The 17,970-nt window shown below is 42.7% G+C and carries 10 protein-coding genes and 1 pseudogene; all 11 read left to right on the top strand.

Features of this window, described 5'->3' with window-relative positions; all coding sequences use genetic code 11:
* Window positions 1–1,875 (top strand): thioredoxin fold domain-containing protein (locus ACTHMC_RS00890; RefSeq protein WP_440410021.1); only part of this gene is annotated, 1,875 nt, incomplete at its 5' end.
* Window positions 1,876–2,218: 343 nt separating this feature from the next.
* Window positions 2,219–2,827 (top strand): RNA polymerase sigma factor, encoded by a 609-nt coding sequence (locus ACTHMC_RS00885; RefSeq protein ID WP_440410019.1) that lies wholly within the window; start codon window positions 2,219–2,221, stop codon window positions 2,825–2,827.
* A gap of 95 nt (window positions 2,828–2,922) precedes the next feature.
* Entirely contained in the window at window positions 2,923–4,110 is a 1,188-nt protein-coding gene (locus ACTHMC_RS00880; protein WP_440410018.1) for a FecR family protein, read from the top strand.
* A gap of 313 nt (window positions 4,111–4,423) precedes the next feature.
* Window positions 4,424–8,077: a SusC/RagA family TonB-linked outer membrane protein gene (locus tag ACTHMC_RS00875; protein WP_440410017.1), complete on the top strand. Its 3,654-nt coding sequence runs from the start codon at window positions 4,424–4,426 to the stop codon at window positions 8,075–8,077.
* Window positions 8,078–8,186: 109 nt separating this feature from the next.
* Window positions 8,187–9,596, top strand: coding sequence for a RagB/SusD family nutrient uptake outer membrane protein (locus ACTHMC_RS00870; RefSeq protein ID WP_440410015.1), 1,410 nt, complete (start codon window positions 8,187–8,189; stop codon window positions 9,594–9,596).
* 20 nt (window positions 9,597–9,616) lie between these two features.
* Complete coding sequence (locus ACTHMC_RS00865) at window positions 9,617–10,585, top strand: hypothetical protein (RefSeq protein ID WP_440410014.1); 969 nt, start codon at window positions 9,617–9,619, stop codon at window positions 10,583–10,585.
* 61 nt (window positions 10,586–10,646) lie between these two features.
* Complete coding sequence (locus tag ACTHMC_RS00860; RefSeq protein ID WP_440410013.1) at window positions 10,647–11,567, top strand: ABC transporter ATP-binding protein; 921 nt, start codon at window positions 10,647–10,649, stop codon at window positions 11,565–11,567.
* Between the two features lie 12 nt (window positions 11,568–11,579).
* Complete coding sequence (locus tag ACTHMC_RS00855; RefSeq protein WP_440410011.1) at window positions 11,580–13,883, top strand: Gldg family protein; 2,304 nt, start codon at window positions 11,580–11,582, stop codon at window positions 13,881–13,883.
* Window positions 13,884–13,904: 21 nt separating this feature from the next.
* Complete coding sequence (locus tag ACTHMC_RS00850) at window positions 13,905–16,400, top strand: Gldg family protein (protein WP_440410010.1); 2,496 nt, start codon at window positions 13,905–13,907, stop codon at window positions 16,398–16,400.
* A gap of 28 nt (window positions 16,401–16,428) precedes the next feature.
* Window positions 16,429–17,721, top strand: coding sequence for a MutS-related protein (locus ACTHMC_RS00845; RefSeq protein ID WP_440410008.1), 1,293 nt, complete (start codon window positions 16,429–16,431; stop codon window positions 17,719–17,721).
* A 27-nt stretch (window positions 17,722–17,748) separates the two neighbouring features.
* Window positions 17,749–17,970, top strand: a pseudogene (locus ACTHMC_RS00840) (MutS-related protein); the annotation flags it as partial.

The raw sequence follows: 17,970 nt of genomic DNA, 5'->3' as shown, positions 1-17,970 counted from the left end.
AAATTCGATGCTGCGGCTCAAAAACAGATGATTGCAGATAATAAAATGGAAGGGGAAAAGTATCGTTCGGTTTTCAAGCCTTTCAGGAAATATTGGGACGATAAGGAATACCTGAAGATGCTGCCGTACATGGACACGCTTGAATCTATCAGGCCCAACCTGGCAGATTTCTATGACGGTTTGCGCTTCGAGATCTACTCCAGGAAAAATCCTGCAATCGCCGCTCAACTCGGAGAACGATACCTGAAGAAATATCATAACGCACCGCTCACACTGATGACCATGGCTTCCTTTGCGCTGGACAGCGGAAGCGCTGTAAATTACCCGCTTGCTCTGAAAATGGCGCAACAGGCAGCTGACCGCAGCGAAATATCAGACAGGTCAGCACTGAGCCTGCTGGCAAAAGCCTGGTTCAGGAACGGGGATGCAAAGAAAGCTATCGGGCTGCAGGAAGCAGCCATCCGTTCCATGGAGAACAATCAATTCCTGGAAATAAAACCAGAAATGATCGAGCCAGCGAGGAAATTGCTCGAAGAGTATAAATCCCAGGGCAACACTGCAGCCGGTATCCAATTCAGCGAAGGCAGCTGGAAAGAAATTCAGGAACTGGCCAGGAAAGAAAACAAAGCCATTTTCATCGATGTATACACTTCCTGGTGTGGTCCCTGTAAGAAAATGGCCGCTGAAGTATTTCCGCAACAAGAGGTGGGCAATGTTTTCAATGCCAGTTTCATCAATTATAAAATAGATGCAGAGAAAGGAGAAGGGATTGAGCTATCCAATAAGTATAACGCCAAAGCTTACCCTACTTATCTTTTTATCAATAGCGAGGGGGAACTGATCTATCGCGCTACCGGCTACATGCCTGCCGGATCTTTTCTTAAAGAAGCCAATATAGCCATCGCGGAAAAGAATGATCCGAAGCCTCTCGCAAAATGGATGAACGAATACAGGGCCGGTGACCGCAGTAAAGATTTCCTGCTTGGTTATATCAGAAAAAGACAGGCAACAGAACTGCCCTGTGGAGAACTGATAGAAGAATTGTTCCCTAAGCTGGATGCAACTGACCTGCAGGAAAAAGAAACCTGGGCAAAACTCCTGGCCGCCTATATTGCAGTGCAATATATTCCCGATGGTCATTTGTATAAGTATGTAATTCAGCACCACGCAGCCATCGATAGTATCGGGGCCTCCGGGGCTCCTTCACTCTATATAGTGCAGTTCGGAGTGAACAATTACATTTTGAAAAATATCGTACCCAATAAAAAAGAGCAGGAACTAAACAAAGCGGAAGCCTGTATAAAACAGTTGACAACCCTTCTTAAGAGTCCTGACAGGGAAGTCATTTACCGTAAAGTGAAACTGGATTATTATTCGAAGAATTATGATGCAAAAAAATTCAACGCTGCTGTTACGGATTATGTTAAGAATGGACTGTTGAAAAGAGACCCTTATCAAATGATCGCAGAGAAAAAACCTGATTTCGATAAATTCATGGAACCCTATCTCTCCGGCAAATTGGATTCTGCAGAGGTTGGCAACTGGGAGATGTTAAAAGACATCATGCGTTTAGGAGATGCTGTTAACTGGGCCTATTTTCTGCGGGATGCGGCAGAGACCATATATATGAATCCTACAGACAAAGCGATGCTTCAGCGCGGGCTGGCCTGGGCAAAGAAAGCGAAGGATATTTTCTCTCATTTCTCCACTGAAGGCGTATATGCCGGACTGTTGTTCAAAAATGGGAAGCAGGACGAGGCAGTAAAGATCTATGAACAGGAATTGACAAAATTGCCCTTTGAAAAAATGGAACTGTTTACAGCCAATTTGGCCCAGCTGAAAGCGGGCAAAGCACCGAAGAATCTATGGAAATAAATAAGCATAAAAGAGGCAGCAGTTCTTTGTTTCCTTGATTAATGCAACTTGTTGATAATTATAATATAGTTGTTCATTGGCCGGGTACCGTCCAATTCCGCGGAAAATCAATTATGTTTGAAATTATAATTTTAGAGAGGCCTGCAAAATCACTGATTGCAGACTTTTTCATTGCCTGTCCTTTATCATTTTTCTTCTCTTTTTTCCAGTGAAAACATGTAATTAAGAGAGCCTGCTTTTCCTGAATTACCTCATTTATGATATTTATCGAATAATCGGTTACTTTTGGTGAGTGCAGGATTGATCTCCATCCATAAAGATCATCCCTGATTCCAGTCACCTAATGACAAAGGTTTCTACATATAATTCCCTGCCCCATGGACCGGAGCCAAGCCCTGACCTGAAGAATTCAGCAGTATTCAGGGAAATCTGGCATCGTCAGCAATCTCATGTTTATTTCCTGGCTCTGGAACTGTTGGGAGACAGGCAGGCTGCGCAGGATGCCGCTACCGATGCTTTTGTGAAACTCTGGAAAAGCAAGCTGGATTTCCCTACAGAACGCGCTATTGCTGCCTGGCTTCGTGTTACAACCCGCAATGGTTGCCTGGATATCTTAAGGCAACGTCAATCTGAACAATCCCGGATACAATACCTGGAAAATCTTCAGCCGTCGATAGAGGATAACTGGACCAGGGAAGATATAATGGCAGACCGGCTGCAGGCTTTATATAAGGAGATTGAAGCATTGTCTCCCCGTGGCCGGGAGATTTTCAAGATGCGCTTCATGAAAGGGATCAGTAATGAAATGATTGCCGAACAACTGGGATTGAGCAATCAATCCGTACGTGATCATTTGTCAAGATCCCTCAAAGCTCTCCGGCTTTCCCTTAAACACAGGCAGGATCTGCTTTTGCTACTAACGAATCTTTGGTTTCTCCCTCCTATGGATTGATCTGAAAATTTTTTCAAAAAAAACATTTTTTCAACACTACAAATGTTGAATGGCTACGTTCATTATCAGGTAACCTTATGAACTATATTCAATTCATGCATATAAAACAGCTCATTGCCGACAGGCAGGCAGGAGTTATCAACGAAGCCGGGAATGCTGAACTCGATGCCTGGCTGGCTGCCGATGCCGGCAACCAGCTTTTGTATGATCAACTCAATGACCCGGCTTTATTGTCAGAGATCTATGCTGAATATTTATCAGTCAGGGAAGAAATGAGTGAAAAGCTGTACGTCGCTTTGCCTGAATTGAAAGAAGCAGCCGGATCCCAACCAAGGCCGGTGGTGTACGGAAGGCAGTTCCTGCGAAAATGGCGATGGGCAGCTGCCTGCATTGTTCTTATATTGGGCGTTGGAGGATATTTGCTTTTTAAGGCTGACGATGATCAGGCTGTAAAAAAGGAACTGGCAATAACGGGGAAGGAAAATATCCTTCCAGGGAAGGAAGGTGCAGTGCTTACGCTGGGAGATGGAACGCAGTTATCGCTGGATTCCGTTCAGAACGGAGTGGTGGCCCTTCAGGGGGGAGCAAAAGCTATTGTAAGAGACGGTCAGCTCATTTATGACCGGAATGGAGCTGAGACCATATATAATACTATTACAACCCAGGTGGGCAGGCAATACAGGATGACATTACCTGATGGTACGCAGGTTTGGCTCAATGCTGCCAGTTCTGTCAGGTATCCTACGGTATTCAAAGGAAATGATCGCGGGATTGAAATTACCGGAGAAGTGTATCTCGAGGTTGCAAAGCAACCCGGTCGCCCCTTTATTGTGAATGCAGGCAATACAGCAAAGATAGAAGTATTAGGTACCAGCTTCAATGTAAATGCCTATGAAAACGAGTCATCGGTAAACACCACATTGATCGAAGGTGTTGTAAGGGTAAACGGAACAACAATAAAACCAGGTCAGCAGGCGCAGATTCCTATTGGGCAATCAAACGCATCGCAACGTGTAAACGTGATCAATGATGCCGGTATAGAGCAAGTAATGGCATGGAAAAACGGATTTATCAATTTTGAAGGCGCCACATTCGATGCCATCATGCGACAACTGGAACGATGGTACGATGTAAAGGTCGTTTATGACAATAATATAATTCCAACTACACAATTAGCCGGTAAAATGACAAGAGGTGTTCCACTCGATGGCTTATTGAAAAATTTAGAAGCATTGGGTGTGCATTTCAGATTAGATGGCAGAAAATTAATCATCCTTCAGTAAGCGGCCATTTAATGAAATAAGGCTAGATACAACCATTAAACCTCCCATTGTGATTAGCCCAGGTAAACTGGCAATTTGCTGTACCCGTAAATACTGGTAACAGCATTGACTGTATACCTTAAAAAAACAAACCGGAAGTGCTTGCGACACTCCCGGCGATGTTTGGGTTGATCAAAAAGACGTGTATCGATTTTTTCTAACCAAACACTGTAAAATTATGCCAAAAACTGCTATTGGCTGGGAGTTTTTTCTGGTTGTGTCCTCGGGTCGGACAGGTATTAACTTCCGTCGGTCAGCTCAAATGATGCGCCTTATGAGAATGCTGTCATTTCTTCTTTTCGTTGCCTGTATGTCGGCGTCTGCCACAGGAACAGGACAGTCGGTAACGCTATCGGGAGACAGAATCCCAATCAAAACTGTCTTTACCGCTATTGAAAAACAGACGGGCTATGTTGTAGCATATCGCCCGGAATTATTCTCCGCAAACGTCACTGTTTCAATTACAGCCGACAAACTGCCGCTTCACGCATTTTTAGACCTGGTCTTTAAAAGTCTTCCTGTTCAATACGATATTCAGGATAAAACTATTTTCCTCTCCCGTAAACCCAATGTGGGTAATGCGATCCATATTAATGGCAGTGATATAACCGATAACAACCAGGTACAACTGCGCATACGGGTAACGGATCAGGAAGATAATCCTCTTGCCGGAGCCACTGTCACCAACAAAAAAACAAAGCTTGCAATTGTGACCAAAGCAGATGGCTGGATCTCAATAGCAGCAAGCGCAGGAGAGGTTATCGAAATCACCTACGTAGGGTACATGTCATATATGTTCACTGTAAAGGATACCACAAAAAATATAAATGTCCGTTTGATCCCCCGCGCCATGCTGGATGAAGCTGTTGTTTACAACGGGTATCAGAAGATCCAGCAAAAATTCCTTACAGGATCTGTCACCTCTTTAAAGATGGATTCTATCATACAACCCGGCCTTAGTACGGTTGATAAAATGCTGGAAGGAAGGGTGCCTGGTATGATGTATATGCAGAACTCCGGGCAGGCAGGGGCAGCTCCTAAACTGCGCGTACGCGGTACTAACAGCTTCCTCGGATCCAGGGAACCCTTATGGGTGGTGGACGGCATCGTGCGCACCAATCCTTTTCCTATAGACCCGCAACGGATGAATGATCCTGATTTCGTGAATTTATTAGGTAATGCGATCTCTGGCATTAATCCTTTCGACATTGAGCAGATCGATGTTCTGAAAGATGCTACTGCCGCTGCCTTGTATGGCGTTCGTGCAGCTAATGGTGTAATTGTTATCACTACCAAGAGAGGTAAGCCGGGCCCTCCAAGCCTCAATTACAATGTCACCACCACATTTACACGGAGACCGAGATATACTGATAATTCCATTTACATGATGGACTCAAGAGAGCGGGTGGATGTATCAAGGGAAATGATAAAAAGGCAAATGCAACTGAGAGGTGCTGGAATGGAAGGGTACGAAACAGCAATTTTGAAATACTTTAATGGTGAGATTGACTTTGATACTTATAAACAGCAGGTGGGTAAAGCAGAAACAATGAACACTGACTGGTTGGGACATGTGATGCAGGATGTATTTGCCAGCAACCATACGCTGAGCATTTCTGGTGGAACCAAGTCCGCGGCTTACCGCGCTTCTATAGGTTATCGTTCAGAACCCGGAGTAATTAAAAAGGAAAAAAATGACTTGTTGACCGGCTTGCTCAACATGCAGATGAATTACAAAAAGTTTATAGTGGACTTTAACGTTCAGATCAATAAGGAGAAAAAGAACTATACTCCTTCAGAAGTTGGCGTATTGAACTACGCTTATGGCACCAGCAGAGCAATTCCGTTGCGCAATGATGATGGCTCCCTGTATTTCTATTCTACAATCAATTCTGATCCTCACTCTATGAATTTCCTCCCCCTGAATAAAATGAACATTGTAAATGAAATGAAGAACACCGGGGACGTTATTCAGAATAATGAATACAATGCCAGTGTAAATATCCGGTATGAAATAATAAAGGGTTTACAGTTTACCTCCCGTCTGGCCTATACTTCAGGGAATTCTTCCAGAGAAACATGGTTCAGTGAAAATACGGAATGGGCACTCCAGCTTCGTTATACTGCTTATAATACTGTGACAAAGTTGTTTACTCCTTTAAATGACCCGATGCCTTTTGGAGGTGAGTTGCGATCTCAGTCTGTTAACAGAAATAATTACCTGATCAATACACGTCTTAATTATTCCAGTTTTTTAGACAAAAGAAATTACCATCAGCTTTCAGCAGATCTGGCAGCAGATCTTACTTCTAACCGGACCAATTCTTTTTCATCAACGGCAAGAGGTTATTATCCTGACCGGGGAAAAAGCTTTGCAGCGATAAATCCTTCATCTTACACAACCTATGCAAGCTGGGTTTCCACATCCGGTCGCCCGGTTGTTACAGAGGAGTTGAATAAAGCAATCCGCCCATTTCTTACCACTACTTATATTTATAAAAATAAATGGGTGTTCTCCGGAACTGTAAGTCAGGAGTTCTCCAATTCATTTGGTGCGAGAAGCAATGAAAAGTTTCTGCCTACCTGGGCATTATCAGGAAGATGGAACATGCATGAAGACCTGCTCCGCCATCAGGCGTGGATCGATGATGCTTCCCTGTTGTTGTCTTTAGGCACCAGAGGGAATATGTTACCGGGGCAAACCGTTCACACCATCATGACCAAAGGTCCGCTGAATACACATTTCAATGAGTACTCATCCAATATCACTTATTTCCCCAACCCCAATCTGAAATGGGAAAAAGTACAGGACTATAGTGCCACCTTTCTGTTCTCAATAATGCAGGGAAGGATCAGAGGTTCTGTGGGCTATTTCTTAAGCAGGACCACCGATGCATTTATGAACATGAAAGTTTCCAGTGTAAATGGTGCAATCAACAACACTTATGTAGTAAACGGAGGCACCATTGAAAACCAGGGACTGGAACTCAGCATGAATTTTAAAGTGATCGACAACCTGGGTGCCAAAGGGAAAAAAGGATTTACCTGGCGCCTGGACCCTCAGTTGGGTCAGGTGTTTAACAGATTGCTTGCTCAGTCAGTCAATTCCAGAAATGTTCTGGTGGATGAGGCCACACTTACCTACAATGATTACCTGAATGGTGCTGTGCCGGTCAATGGGAAATCTGTGAATACATTTTATTCTTACAGATTCAAAGGGCTTGATCCTCAACTTGGCTATCCTGTATTTTATGGTGCAGAGCCCGGAAACAGAATAGCACTGAGAGAACAGTATGCCAAGATTGGAAAAAATGAAATGTTCAGTATGGTGATGGAGGAGTCCGGAAGAAGAGAGCCTGTTCTGCAGGGCGGCATCAGCAATTCCTTTATCTATGGTAACTGGAGTCTGATGGTGAACTTTTCCTATAGCGTAGGTAATAAAGTAAGATTGCTGAAAATTGCCTCAGGCAATTATGGAACCTACCGCCCATCATCGCAACAAAATATCAGAAAAGAGTTCGTTGACAGGTGGCGCTATCCGGGAGATGAACAATTTACCAATATTCCTTCCATCCAGGGTGCAGGCAGAAGTCCAATGGACCAGTATGCCTGGTGGAGAATGACTGATTCAAGACTGAACACCCCATTTGCTGACCATTATTATCAGATGTATGATTACTCTGATATCCGTGTAGTGAGTGGTGATTTCCTGAAACTGCAGTATGTGTCTTTAAGTTACAGGTTCCCCAATGAGATTTGTAAAAAGTTGAACTGTAAAGGAGCAATAGCATCGGTAGGTGGAAATAATCTTTTCACCATCGCTCATAAGGCCTTGCGTGGTCAGGACCCGGCCCAGTCCGGAACTTCTCCCAATATAAATTTATCCATCAGGCCAGTGTATTCCTTAAACATTAATGTAAGCTTCTAAAAAATATACTATGCAATTAACTAAAAGATTAACGGGGGTTGTCTGGATTTGTTTGTTAAGTGCAAATTTGGTTTCATGTAAAAAGTATTTGTCGTCTTATTCTCAGAACATGAGTTTTATAGAAACGGCAGCTGATCTGAATGAAGTGCTGATAGGAGATGCTTATATAGGTATCGGAACCAGTGATATTCAGACAAACTTATTCCATATTTCAGATGATGATATAGATGTTGGTATTCCCACTGTTAATTACCAGTTGTTCTTTGAACATGGTATTCAATACTGGCAGGATGAGCCAAGAATAAACTCTGCCGGAGAAGTATCAAGAACAGACAGCTACTATAATACTGTGTATGCTAAAATTGCAAGGATCAATACCATCATATTTGAAGCTGACAGACTCCTGACAAAAGGTGAACCCGTTGCAGTGATTAACAGGATCCGTGGAGAAGCCCATTTTTTAAGAGCCTTATATTATTATACCCTGGTTAATTTATATGGAAAGCCCTACCGCCCTTCAACAGCACAGGCAGACCCGGGTGTTCCCTTAAAGATATCGCCTGATATTACCAGCCAGTTTGTGAGCAGAAGTTCTGTAAAGGATGTGTATGATCAGATTATCCGTGATCTTGAAATTGCTGATACCCATCTCTCAGGAAATCCTGCAGTTTCAGATCTGCGTGCCTCAGGTGCAGCGGTGGCAGGCCTTTTGAGCAGGATGCATTTGTATATGGAGAACTATGAAAAGAGTATTCTGTATGCTGATCGCGTTATTGCACTGAACCAGTATAAGATGACTGATCTGAATGAATCTCCCGCTAACAGCGTCTTCTTAAAACGATCTTCCAGAGAAGTAATTTTTACCATGGGTGGAAACAACATGGGATCAAGGATGGAGATGAATATGGAAGTTCCCGCCAGTTATCATATTCTGGTGTCCGGCAACCTGTACAATAGTTTTGATGCGAAAGATCTGCGTTTGCAGGCCTTTTTTAAAATAAACAGCAAAGGAAGTATACGATCCCTTAAAAAAGGAGTTGGCGGAAACTCCCAGGCGGATGATGTTTCTGATAAATATTCATTAAGGTTATCAGAAATGTATTTGAATAAAGCAGAAGCCTTAGCCGCTTTGGAAAGATCCGGGGAAGCAGGTGCTGCCATCCAGCCATTGCTCAAATGCAGATTCAAACCGGCGGATATTCCCCAGTGGCAGGATTCCGGTGCAGACCTGATGCAGAAGATCAGGGAGGAGAGAAGAAGGGAGCTGTGTTTTGAAGGGCAGCGCTGGTTTGATCTGAGGAGATACGGCGTAAACGAAAAGTACCCATTTGGAAAATCAACAACACACAAGTCTGTTAAATTCACGGGTACAGGTTACATAACGGATGGCTACTACGAATTAGGCCCTTATGCACAGGACGAAGCTGCCTATACGCTGCCAATCGCCGACGATGAAATTGAATTCAATCAGGGAAGAATTACCAATGAAGTCAGACCCGTTCGAGCTCTGAAACAATAACCCACTCTAAAAAATATTGTATGTTATCCATATTTCAGTTGCCGTTTTGTTTTAAAACCAGGTCAGTGCTCTTTGTTGCATTGATAGTGCAACTTTTTACAGCCTGTAAAAAGGAAGCACCCCTGGAAGTGAGTGATGCAGACATCAATTATTTTGTCCGGACCGATAATCCTGCTGATCCTGTTGATCATGCCTTATATCAGTTTTATATGCAGACAGGCATTGCAGGATTTTATAATGACACTATTCACAAAAAGCTGATAAGCCGGCCGGGAGAAAAAATAGAAAGGTTCGATTATACCAGGCTTGCCTTTATTTATACTTTACAGGGTGAAGCTGCCACAGGGTATAAATATTTAACCAATAAAGCTGCTATTCCTGAATTGCTGACATTTATACAGAGCCAGGTTTTACCCACACTGCCTGCTGACAGAATAATTCCCAGCTTATTTTTTATTGATTCCTTCTATACTTTTAGTAACCCGCTGGAAAAAAAGACAGTGCATGGTTGGACCTCAATATACGGTCTGAATACTTTGGGAGTTATTGTACAGGATGTGGCCCTGATGAGCGAACTGGAAAAGAAAACGTACCGCGCTTCACTACTGGCAGGTATCGCAGAGAAATGGATGCTGCAGAAGCATTCACCGGTATTGCAGAAAGACTTCTACCAGGTTACCAGAGATTTATTGAAGACTGTTAATACATCGGCTAACTACGTGTTTATACCGTACGAGCTGCTTGTGCCGGCAAATAAAATTCCACAACCTGAAGCGATGGGTTTGTTATATCATCCACTGGTATTTTTTTCAAATACTTCCAAATTGGGTATGCCAACCGAGTCGATCGATCTGAGAGCATTTCTGACAGCAACATTTTTATATACACAGGATGAATTTCTGGAAAAGTATGCCGGCTATCCGGCTGTTGTAAAAAAGTACAGGGTGCTGAGAGATCTGTTATTGAGTGCCGGGTACAAATTGCAATAGTGACATCAATCTTCAACAAAATTTACAGAGCTTCCTATTTAGTCATTTTCTAAATCATATTATGAGTATCCATCTGAAAGTGGAGCACCTATCACATAGGTACGCTACCGCATGGGCTATCCATGACATTAACTTCGAGATCAGTACAACTGGTATCGTGGGATTACTGGGTTCCAATGGCGCCGGTAAATCAACCACCATGAATATCATCTGTGGTGTATTGAAACAAACGGAAGGAGATGTTTTTATCAATGGCCTGAATTTAAAAGAGAACCCATTACAGGCAAAACGGCAAATAGGATTCTTGCCACAAACAGCTCCTTTGCATCTGGAATCCACCGTGGAGGAATATCTTTCTTTAGCTGCCCATTTACGGTTTATCGATAAAATGAAAGTGAAGCAGGCCGTTGCAGAAGCTATGGATAAAACAGGCATTACTCATTTCAGATCCAGGCTTATCAGGAATTTGTCCGGAGGATATAAACAGCGTGTTGGTATTGCACAGGCTATTATTCACAAACCCAGCATCGTTGTACTGGATGAACCTACCAATGGATTGGACCCCAATCAGATTATTGAGGCACGCAGACTGATCCAGCAGATTGGTCAGGAACATATCGTGTTATTGTCTTCTCATGTGCTTACTGAGATCAACCTGTTGTGCAGGGATGTGGTGATGATAGAAAATGGCAGGATTGTGTTCACAGATTCAATGGATGCATTCAATAATTATGTGCAACCTACCAGCCTGATGGCTGTGATGGAAAACCCTCCTGCAAGTACTGAATTGCTGGCTATTGAAGGAGTTGCTAAAGTAGAGTTCCTTACTGCAAAAAAATGCAGGATCTATTTTTCCAACAGATCCAATATTGCAGAAACCATTATTGCTGCCAGCATCGCCAGGGGATGGAGACTTCAGGAGATTAATCTGGAACGCTCACTGCTGGATGATGTATTTAAAGAATTATCTGTGCGGCCTTAAACGAAACTGACTATGAAAATAATTAATAAAATTGCGCTGGCAGAATTAAGGAATTTATTTTATTCGCCCGTATCCTGGTTTTTGATCCTGGCCTTTTATATCATCAATGCCAGCTTTCTTTTTGAGTGGTTAGGAAGAATGGCATCAGGTCTGGATGCTGGATTGGAAGCAGTTGATAATTTCACAGGAAAGGTAGACGGCATATTAAAGAGCATGAATGCTGAAGTAACTGATGGGTACTTTCAGTATTTGCACCTCTTTATGGCTTTATTGACAATGGGGGTGATTAACCGGGAGATGAATGCAGGCTCTATAAAATTGCTCTACTCGTCCCCCATCCGGAACAGGGAAATAATACTGGGGAAATATTGGGGGATCGTATTGTTTAGTTTTATTTTTTTACTGGGAGCTGCTTTTTTACTGGTGACAAGTATTGTAATTGTAAAAGCGAGTTATTCACCGGAATATTTATCCATTTTTATATCACTGTTTTTGCTCGCCAACTTTTATGCAGCAATCGGGTTGTTCTTTAGTTCTGTAACCAATTACCAGATAGTTGCTGCTGTTTTCACTTTTTTAGCATTCTACCTGTTGAATACAATCACTAATTACGGCCAGCAAAATGATTTATTTCGTACTGTGAGTGAAATACTCAGCTTCAAATACAAACGAATAGAAACTACTTCCGGCCTGATCTCAAGTAAGAATCTGCTCTATTTTATTCTGATGATTGCCATGTTCCTGCTGTTTGCCATGATCCGGTTACGGAGTGTTCGCGTAGCGATCCCCAGGAAAATAACAGCACTTCATTATGTGCTTGTGCTTTCAGGAACTGTTCTGTTGATACATGCAGGTTCAACACCGGGCTGGGTTTTATATAAGGATCTTACAAAAAAACAATTCAACACTTTACATCCTTACACCCAGGAAGTATTAAAGAACTTTGACGGGTCACCTCTCAAAGTGACCTTGTATGTGAATTTACTCCAGCGTTTTGGAAATTTTGGTTTCCCGGAAAAAAGATTCATCTACAAGGCCGGCCTTTGGGATCAATACCTGAGGTTTTATCCGAATGTTCAGTTCGATTATGTGTATTACTACGCTATTAAAGAGGGAGACAGTACACTTTATAAGCAATATCCGGGAAAAAATATTGATCAGATTGCTTCTTTAACAGCTGAATCCTACGGTGTGCGCAGGTCTTTATTCAAACCAGGTACTTCGCTGGATAATTTTCATGAACTGGAGAATGAAGATTTCAGGGCAATCATGAGAGTAGGCTATAAAGAAAAGCAGATCTATATCAGAACTATCGCAGATGGCGGTGCCTGGCCCCAACAGATAAATATGGCCGGAGAATTAATGCGTCTTGTCAGAGATAGTAATGTGGTAGTGTCTTTCATGACGGGCAACCTGGAACGGAGTCCTTACAGGAACACGCCAAGAGATTTTGGCGCATACACTTCCAAAACATTTGAATTGAGTTCCTTAGTTGACAGGGGAGTAGATGTAGATACTGTTTCTGCAAAGGAAACAGACATTCCCGATAGTGTACAATTGCTGGTGGTTGCTGATCCAAAAGTTGAATACACCCCCATTGAACTGGAAAGGATCAACCAGTATATTCAGCGTGGTGGTAATGCTATATTCTTTGTGGAGCCCGGCAAGCAGTTTATTCTGAATCCGGTGCTGAAGAAGATAGGTGTAGTTGCTGAAGATGGAATGCTGATAGAGAATTCCCAGCTTCGTCATGTTGTTCCGGGCAAACTGTCTGACAAAGCCCTTACGATGTCAAAAGAGATGGAGCGGTTTTTACTGTTCCCTGCTTTGGGAAACGGACTTAATCACAACGCCGCTACACCGCTTTCATATCAGGCAGTGGATGGATTTGAAGTGGAACCAATCATTAAAACGGCAAGCAACAAAAAAATATGGTTAAAGAAAGGTGCATATGTTGCAGATTCTGTTGCTCCTGTATTTACTAAAGAGGATGGCGATATACAACTGGAGGAATATACACTTGCCGTTGCGCTGAGAAGAAAAATTGGTAATAAAGAACAACGGATCATAGTAGCTGGTGATGCGGATTTTATGTCTAACAGGGCAATCGATCCCAAAAAACTCAATCATCAGTTTTATAGTTGGGGATTAAACAATCAATATCCCATTTTTACTTTTTATCCGTTCTGTGATGACCGGTACCTGAAGATCAACAGAGATCAGGTGGAGGGTATGATGATCGTTTACATTTATGTGATCCCTGGCATAGTATTGTTTCTGGCAGTTGCCTTACTCCTTCGCAGACGTAAAAAGTAACTACTCCAAAATATTGTAATAATGAAAATAACGCTGAAAATTGCGCAGGCAGAACTTCGATATCTTTTCTATTCACCAATCGCCTGGGTGATTATGACCTGCTATTTTGTGCTTGGCAGTATGAAGTTTTTATCACCCCTGGTGAATTTTTCACGCCAGCAGGCTGTTGAAGTTGCTAATAACCCCAACTGGGTTGGTTTCAGAAAATCTCTCACTTTGAGTTTATTTACTAATGCACTGGAAGTGATGAGCGATCATTTATATTTATTTATACCACTATTGACCATGGGGGTAATCGGAAGAGAGGTTTCCAATGGATCTATGGCGTTATTAAGATCTTCTCCCATCCGTACGCGTGAAGTGGTAATGGGCAAGTTTCTGGGCCTTACCTGGTTTAATCTGATATTGACTGCTGCCCTGGCTTTAATGCTGATCACAGGATTTTTGTGCGTTGAAAATGCCGAGTTCAGTTTGATTTTTTCTATACTCCTTGGGTTCTTTCTGCTCACCAGTGCCTATATAGCCATCGGGCTGTTCGTTTCCTGCCTCACAGATTATCAGATACTGGCAGGTATTGGAACCTTTATGTTGTTTATTATACTGGAAAAAGCAGGTTCAGCCTTTCAACAGTACGACTTTATCCGTGACATTACCTGGTTCTTATCCATTGATGGAAGGATCAAATTCCTCAAAGCCGGACTGATCTCTACGCGGGACGTTTCTTACTTCATACTTATCATCATACTTTTCCTTGGATTAAGTATGATCAAATTACAATCCCTGGTTGCATCGATGAAAAAAAGTACTGTTTTTCTGAGATACCTGGTGCTCACCTCGGTGATACTCCTGCTTGGTTATTTTTCATCCCGTCCGGGAGCAGTAGGTTATCTGGACATAACACGCGATCAGCGTAATACACTGGATTCTGCTACACAGGCCGTTATCAAAGAACTGGATGGATCAAGTATCAATGTAACACTCTTCACCAATGTATTGCAGCCGACGGTTAGTTTTGCCATGCCTGCAAAGAGAAATGAATATCTATGGGATTTCTGGGAAAGATACCTGCGGTTTTATCCAAACATCAATTTTAATTACAGGTTTTATTACAATATTACTCCCCAGGATTCTGCCTTACTGAGTATGTTCTATGGTAAGCGAACCAGGCAGCAGGTTGCAGCAGTGATGACCAAAATGCACAAGTTTGATTTCGATAAGGTTGAATCTCCCCAACAGATTGACAGCTCAATAAATCTGGCAGATGAATTATACAGAGTGGTGATGCAACTGGAATACAAGGGTAAAAAAGTTTTCTTAAGAACCTATCCGTCAAAAAATCCCTGGCCATTTGAGTACAATGTGTCCGGAGCAATCAAGGAACTGGTTAGTACCCGATCTCCGATGGTGTCTTTCAGCACAGGACATTATGAAAGAAGCCCTATGATGTTTACAGGCAGGGAACATGGCGGTAACACCAACGAGCGATCAGAACGGCATACACTCATCAACCTGGGTGTGCATACAGATACCATTTCACTGGAAAATACGATCAATCCGGATTCAACCAATGTGTTGGTTATTGCTGATCCGAGATCGCCCTACAGCCTGCAGGAGCAGGAAAATATAATGAGTTATCTGAATAATGGTGGCAATGCCATTATCTACGGTGAGCCGGCAAAGCAATCCATCATTAATGGGATCATCAATCAATTGGGCGTTCACATGGAAGAGGGAGTAATGGTGCTTCCCCGACAGCATGTGGAAACGGAAATGTTTTCTGCAGCTATGACAAAGGCCGGCAACTGGATGGCGAAAGAGCCTGTTATGCAGCTCCATCAACGCACAGGCAGGAGAACGGCCATGGCAAATTTTTACGGAACGGGCATTCTGAGTTTTATGGAGAAGAATGGATTTACAGTAGAGCCCATTATCAGCATTCCAGGTAATACAATGCATAATGAAAATGTAAAGCAAGCCAGGCAAGATACTGTCGCAACCGGTCTGGTGGTGGATGCCGGAGAGTTAAAAAAAGACAGTTATGCCGATGAGAAATCCACTACCTGGAAACCTGGCGCAAAGAAGAAGCAGCCAAAGAAAGCGGGGAATGAAAAAAATGTAGGGTATGATGATATCTGGATGGAACGCGGAGTATTTGTGCGTGATTCTGCAGCTCCCACCTACTCGCCAGATGAAGGTGATTACAGGAAGGATGAATATATTCTGGCCGTTAAGCTCCACCGGAAGATCAACAATAAGGAACAGCGGATTGTGATAGCAGCAGATGCAGATTTTATGTCTGTTGGCACTGGTAGCGGAGGCTCCATTGCCCTGGGATTATATAGTTGGTTACTGGAGAATAAATATCCGGTATATACTAAGTATAAGTTGCCGGAAGATATCAGGCTGAAGGTTGGAAAAAAAGGTGGTATCACTCTTTATAACGTATACGTGTATGTGCTGCCATCTATTCTGCTGCTGATTGGATCCATTATTCTAATACGAAGGTTCAGAAAATAATATTTACGTACTTGTACAATTTGCTACAATGTTATTACAAACAGATGATCAGACAATTGAAGACCTGCGGTTATTTTCCAGGCGTGAGCACAGCGGAATTTATGATATCTATAAGCATACCTATACCCGTGGTGGCGAAGAAGTACTGGAAAAGATGTTCAGAACTCCCTTGTCTGATCTGGAAGCTATTACCAACCGGGCAGCAATCATATCATCTTTCACCAGGCTGCAGACAAAATTCCCTTTTGATTCTGCCTTGCTGGATAATGTTGAAAAATACATCAGCCATTCCGGAGAAAATAAGGATGGTCAGAAGCCTGCACTGGGCGAGAAGGAGATCAATAGCGGTGTAACTGCTCTCATCGAACTGCTTCATGCCATGCGCAATTTTGCAGAAACAGGCGATGTAGTAAAAGTGTCGGAATTGCGCGATGCATGTTCAGAGATGATAACTCTGCTGAATGATCCTGCGTTTCGACCCGTTTTTAATGATAGGCCGAAGGCTAAACTGTCTTATGCTGCCGTTACTGCTTTTGATGTGCTGTTGCGGGTTCGTGAACGTGAAAAGGTATTGGCTGTATTGCAGTTCATCTATTTAATTGATGTATATATTTCAGTAGCTCATGTGGCTTTCAAAAGAAATTTTGTTTTTCCTGTGGCTCATCCGAAAGGAAGCAATCTGTTGAAAATAGAATCTGTGTATCATCCGGAATTAAAAAATCCGGTGGCTAACAGTTTAACCATGAATGCTGATAAGTCGGTGGTTTTTCTTACAGGAGCTAACATGGCTGGTAAATCAACTTTTTTGCGCTCTTTCAGTACAGCCCTGTATATCGCACATATGGGTTTCCCGGTTGCCGCAAGCGCCATGGAGTTTTCGGTGATGGATGGTGTATATACCACCATTAACCTGCCGGATAACTTAGGCATCGGGGCCAGTCACTTTTATGCGGAAGTTTTGCGTGTAAAGAAAGTGGCCACGGAACTAGGCGCCGGTAAATCTTTGTTTGTGTTGTTTGATGAATTGTTCAGAGGCACCAACGTGAAAGATGCGCATGAAGGAACGGTAGCCATCACGCATGCTTTTGCCGGAAAGAGAAACAGCATGTTTATTATCTCTTCTCATATAGTAGAAGCCAGTGAGGAATTAAAACAGAAGCCCAATATCGGTTTTCATTACCTGCCTACACGCATGAATGGTACAGTGCCGGAATATACGTACACATTGGAGAATGGTATTACAGATGACCGGCATGGTATGATCATTATCCGCAATGAAGGAATATTAGATACACTGGCAACAGGTAGAAAAAGCGGATAGTATTTTAATCAACAGAAAAAAACAATCATGAGTTTTACTATAGATAAACAATCGCTGGATGAACTGAATTTGATGGGAAAGTTTCGTCAGGGGTCTGTTTACTTTTTATTCAACCGGGTAAAGACGCGCGGAGGCGAGCATTTATTAGATCAAATGTTTAAACATGCCCTGACAGATGAAAATGCTATCAATGAGCGTACTGCCATTTTTCAATTCTTTCAGGAAAACAGCATGCAGTTTCCTTTCGAT

It is taken from the genome of Pseudobacter sp. (genome assembly GCF_051955275.1).
In the GTDB taxonomy this organism is placed as follows: Bacteria; Bacteroidota; Bacteroidia; order Chitinophagales; family Chitinophagaceae; genus Pseudobacter.
This window is presented reverse-complemented; position numbering and strand designations above follow the sequence as displayed.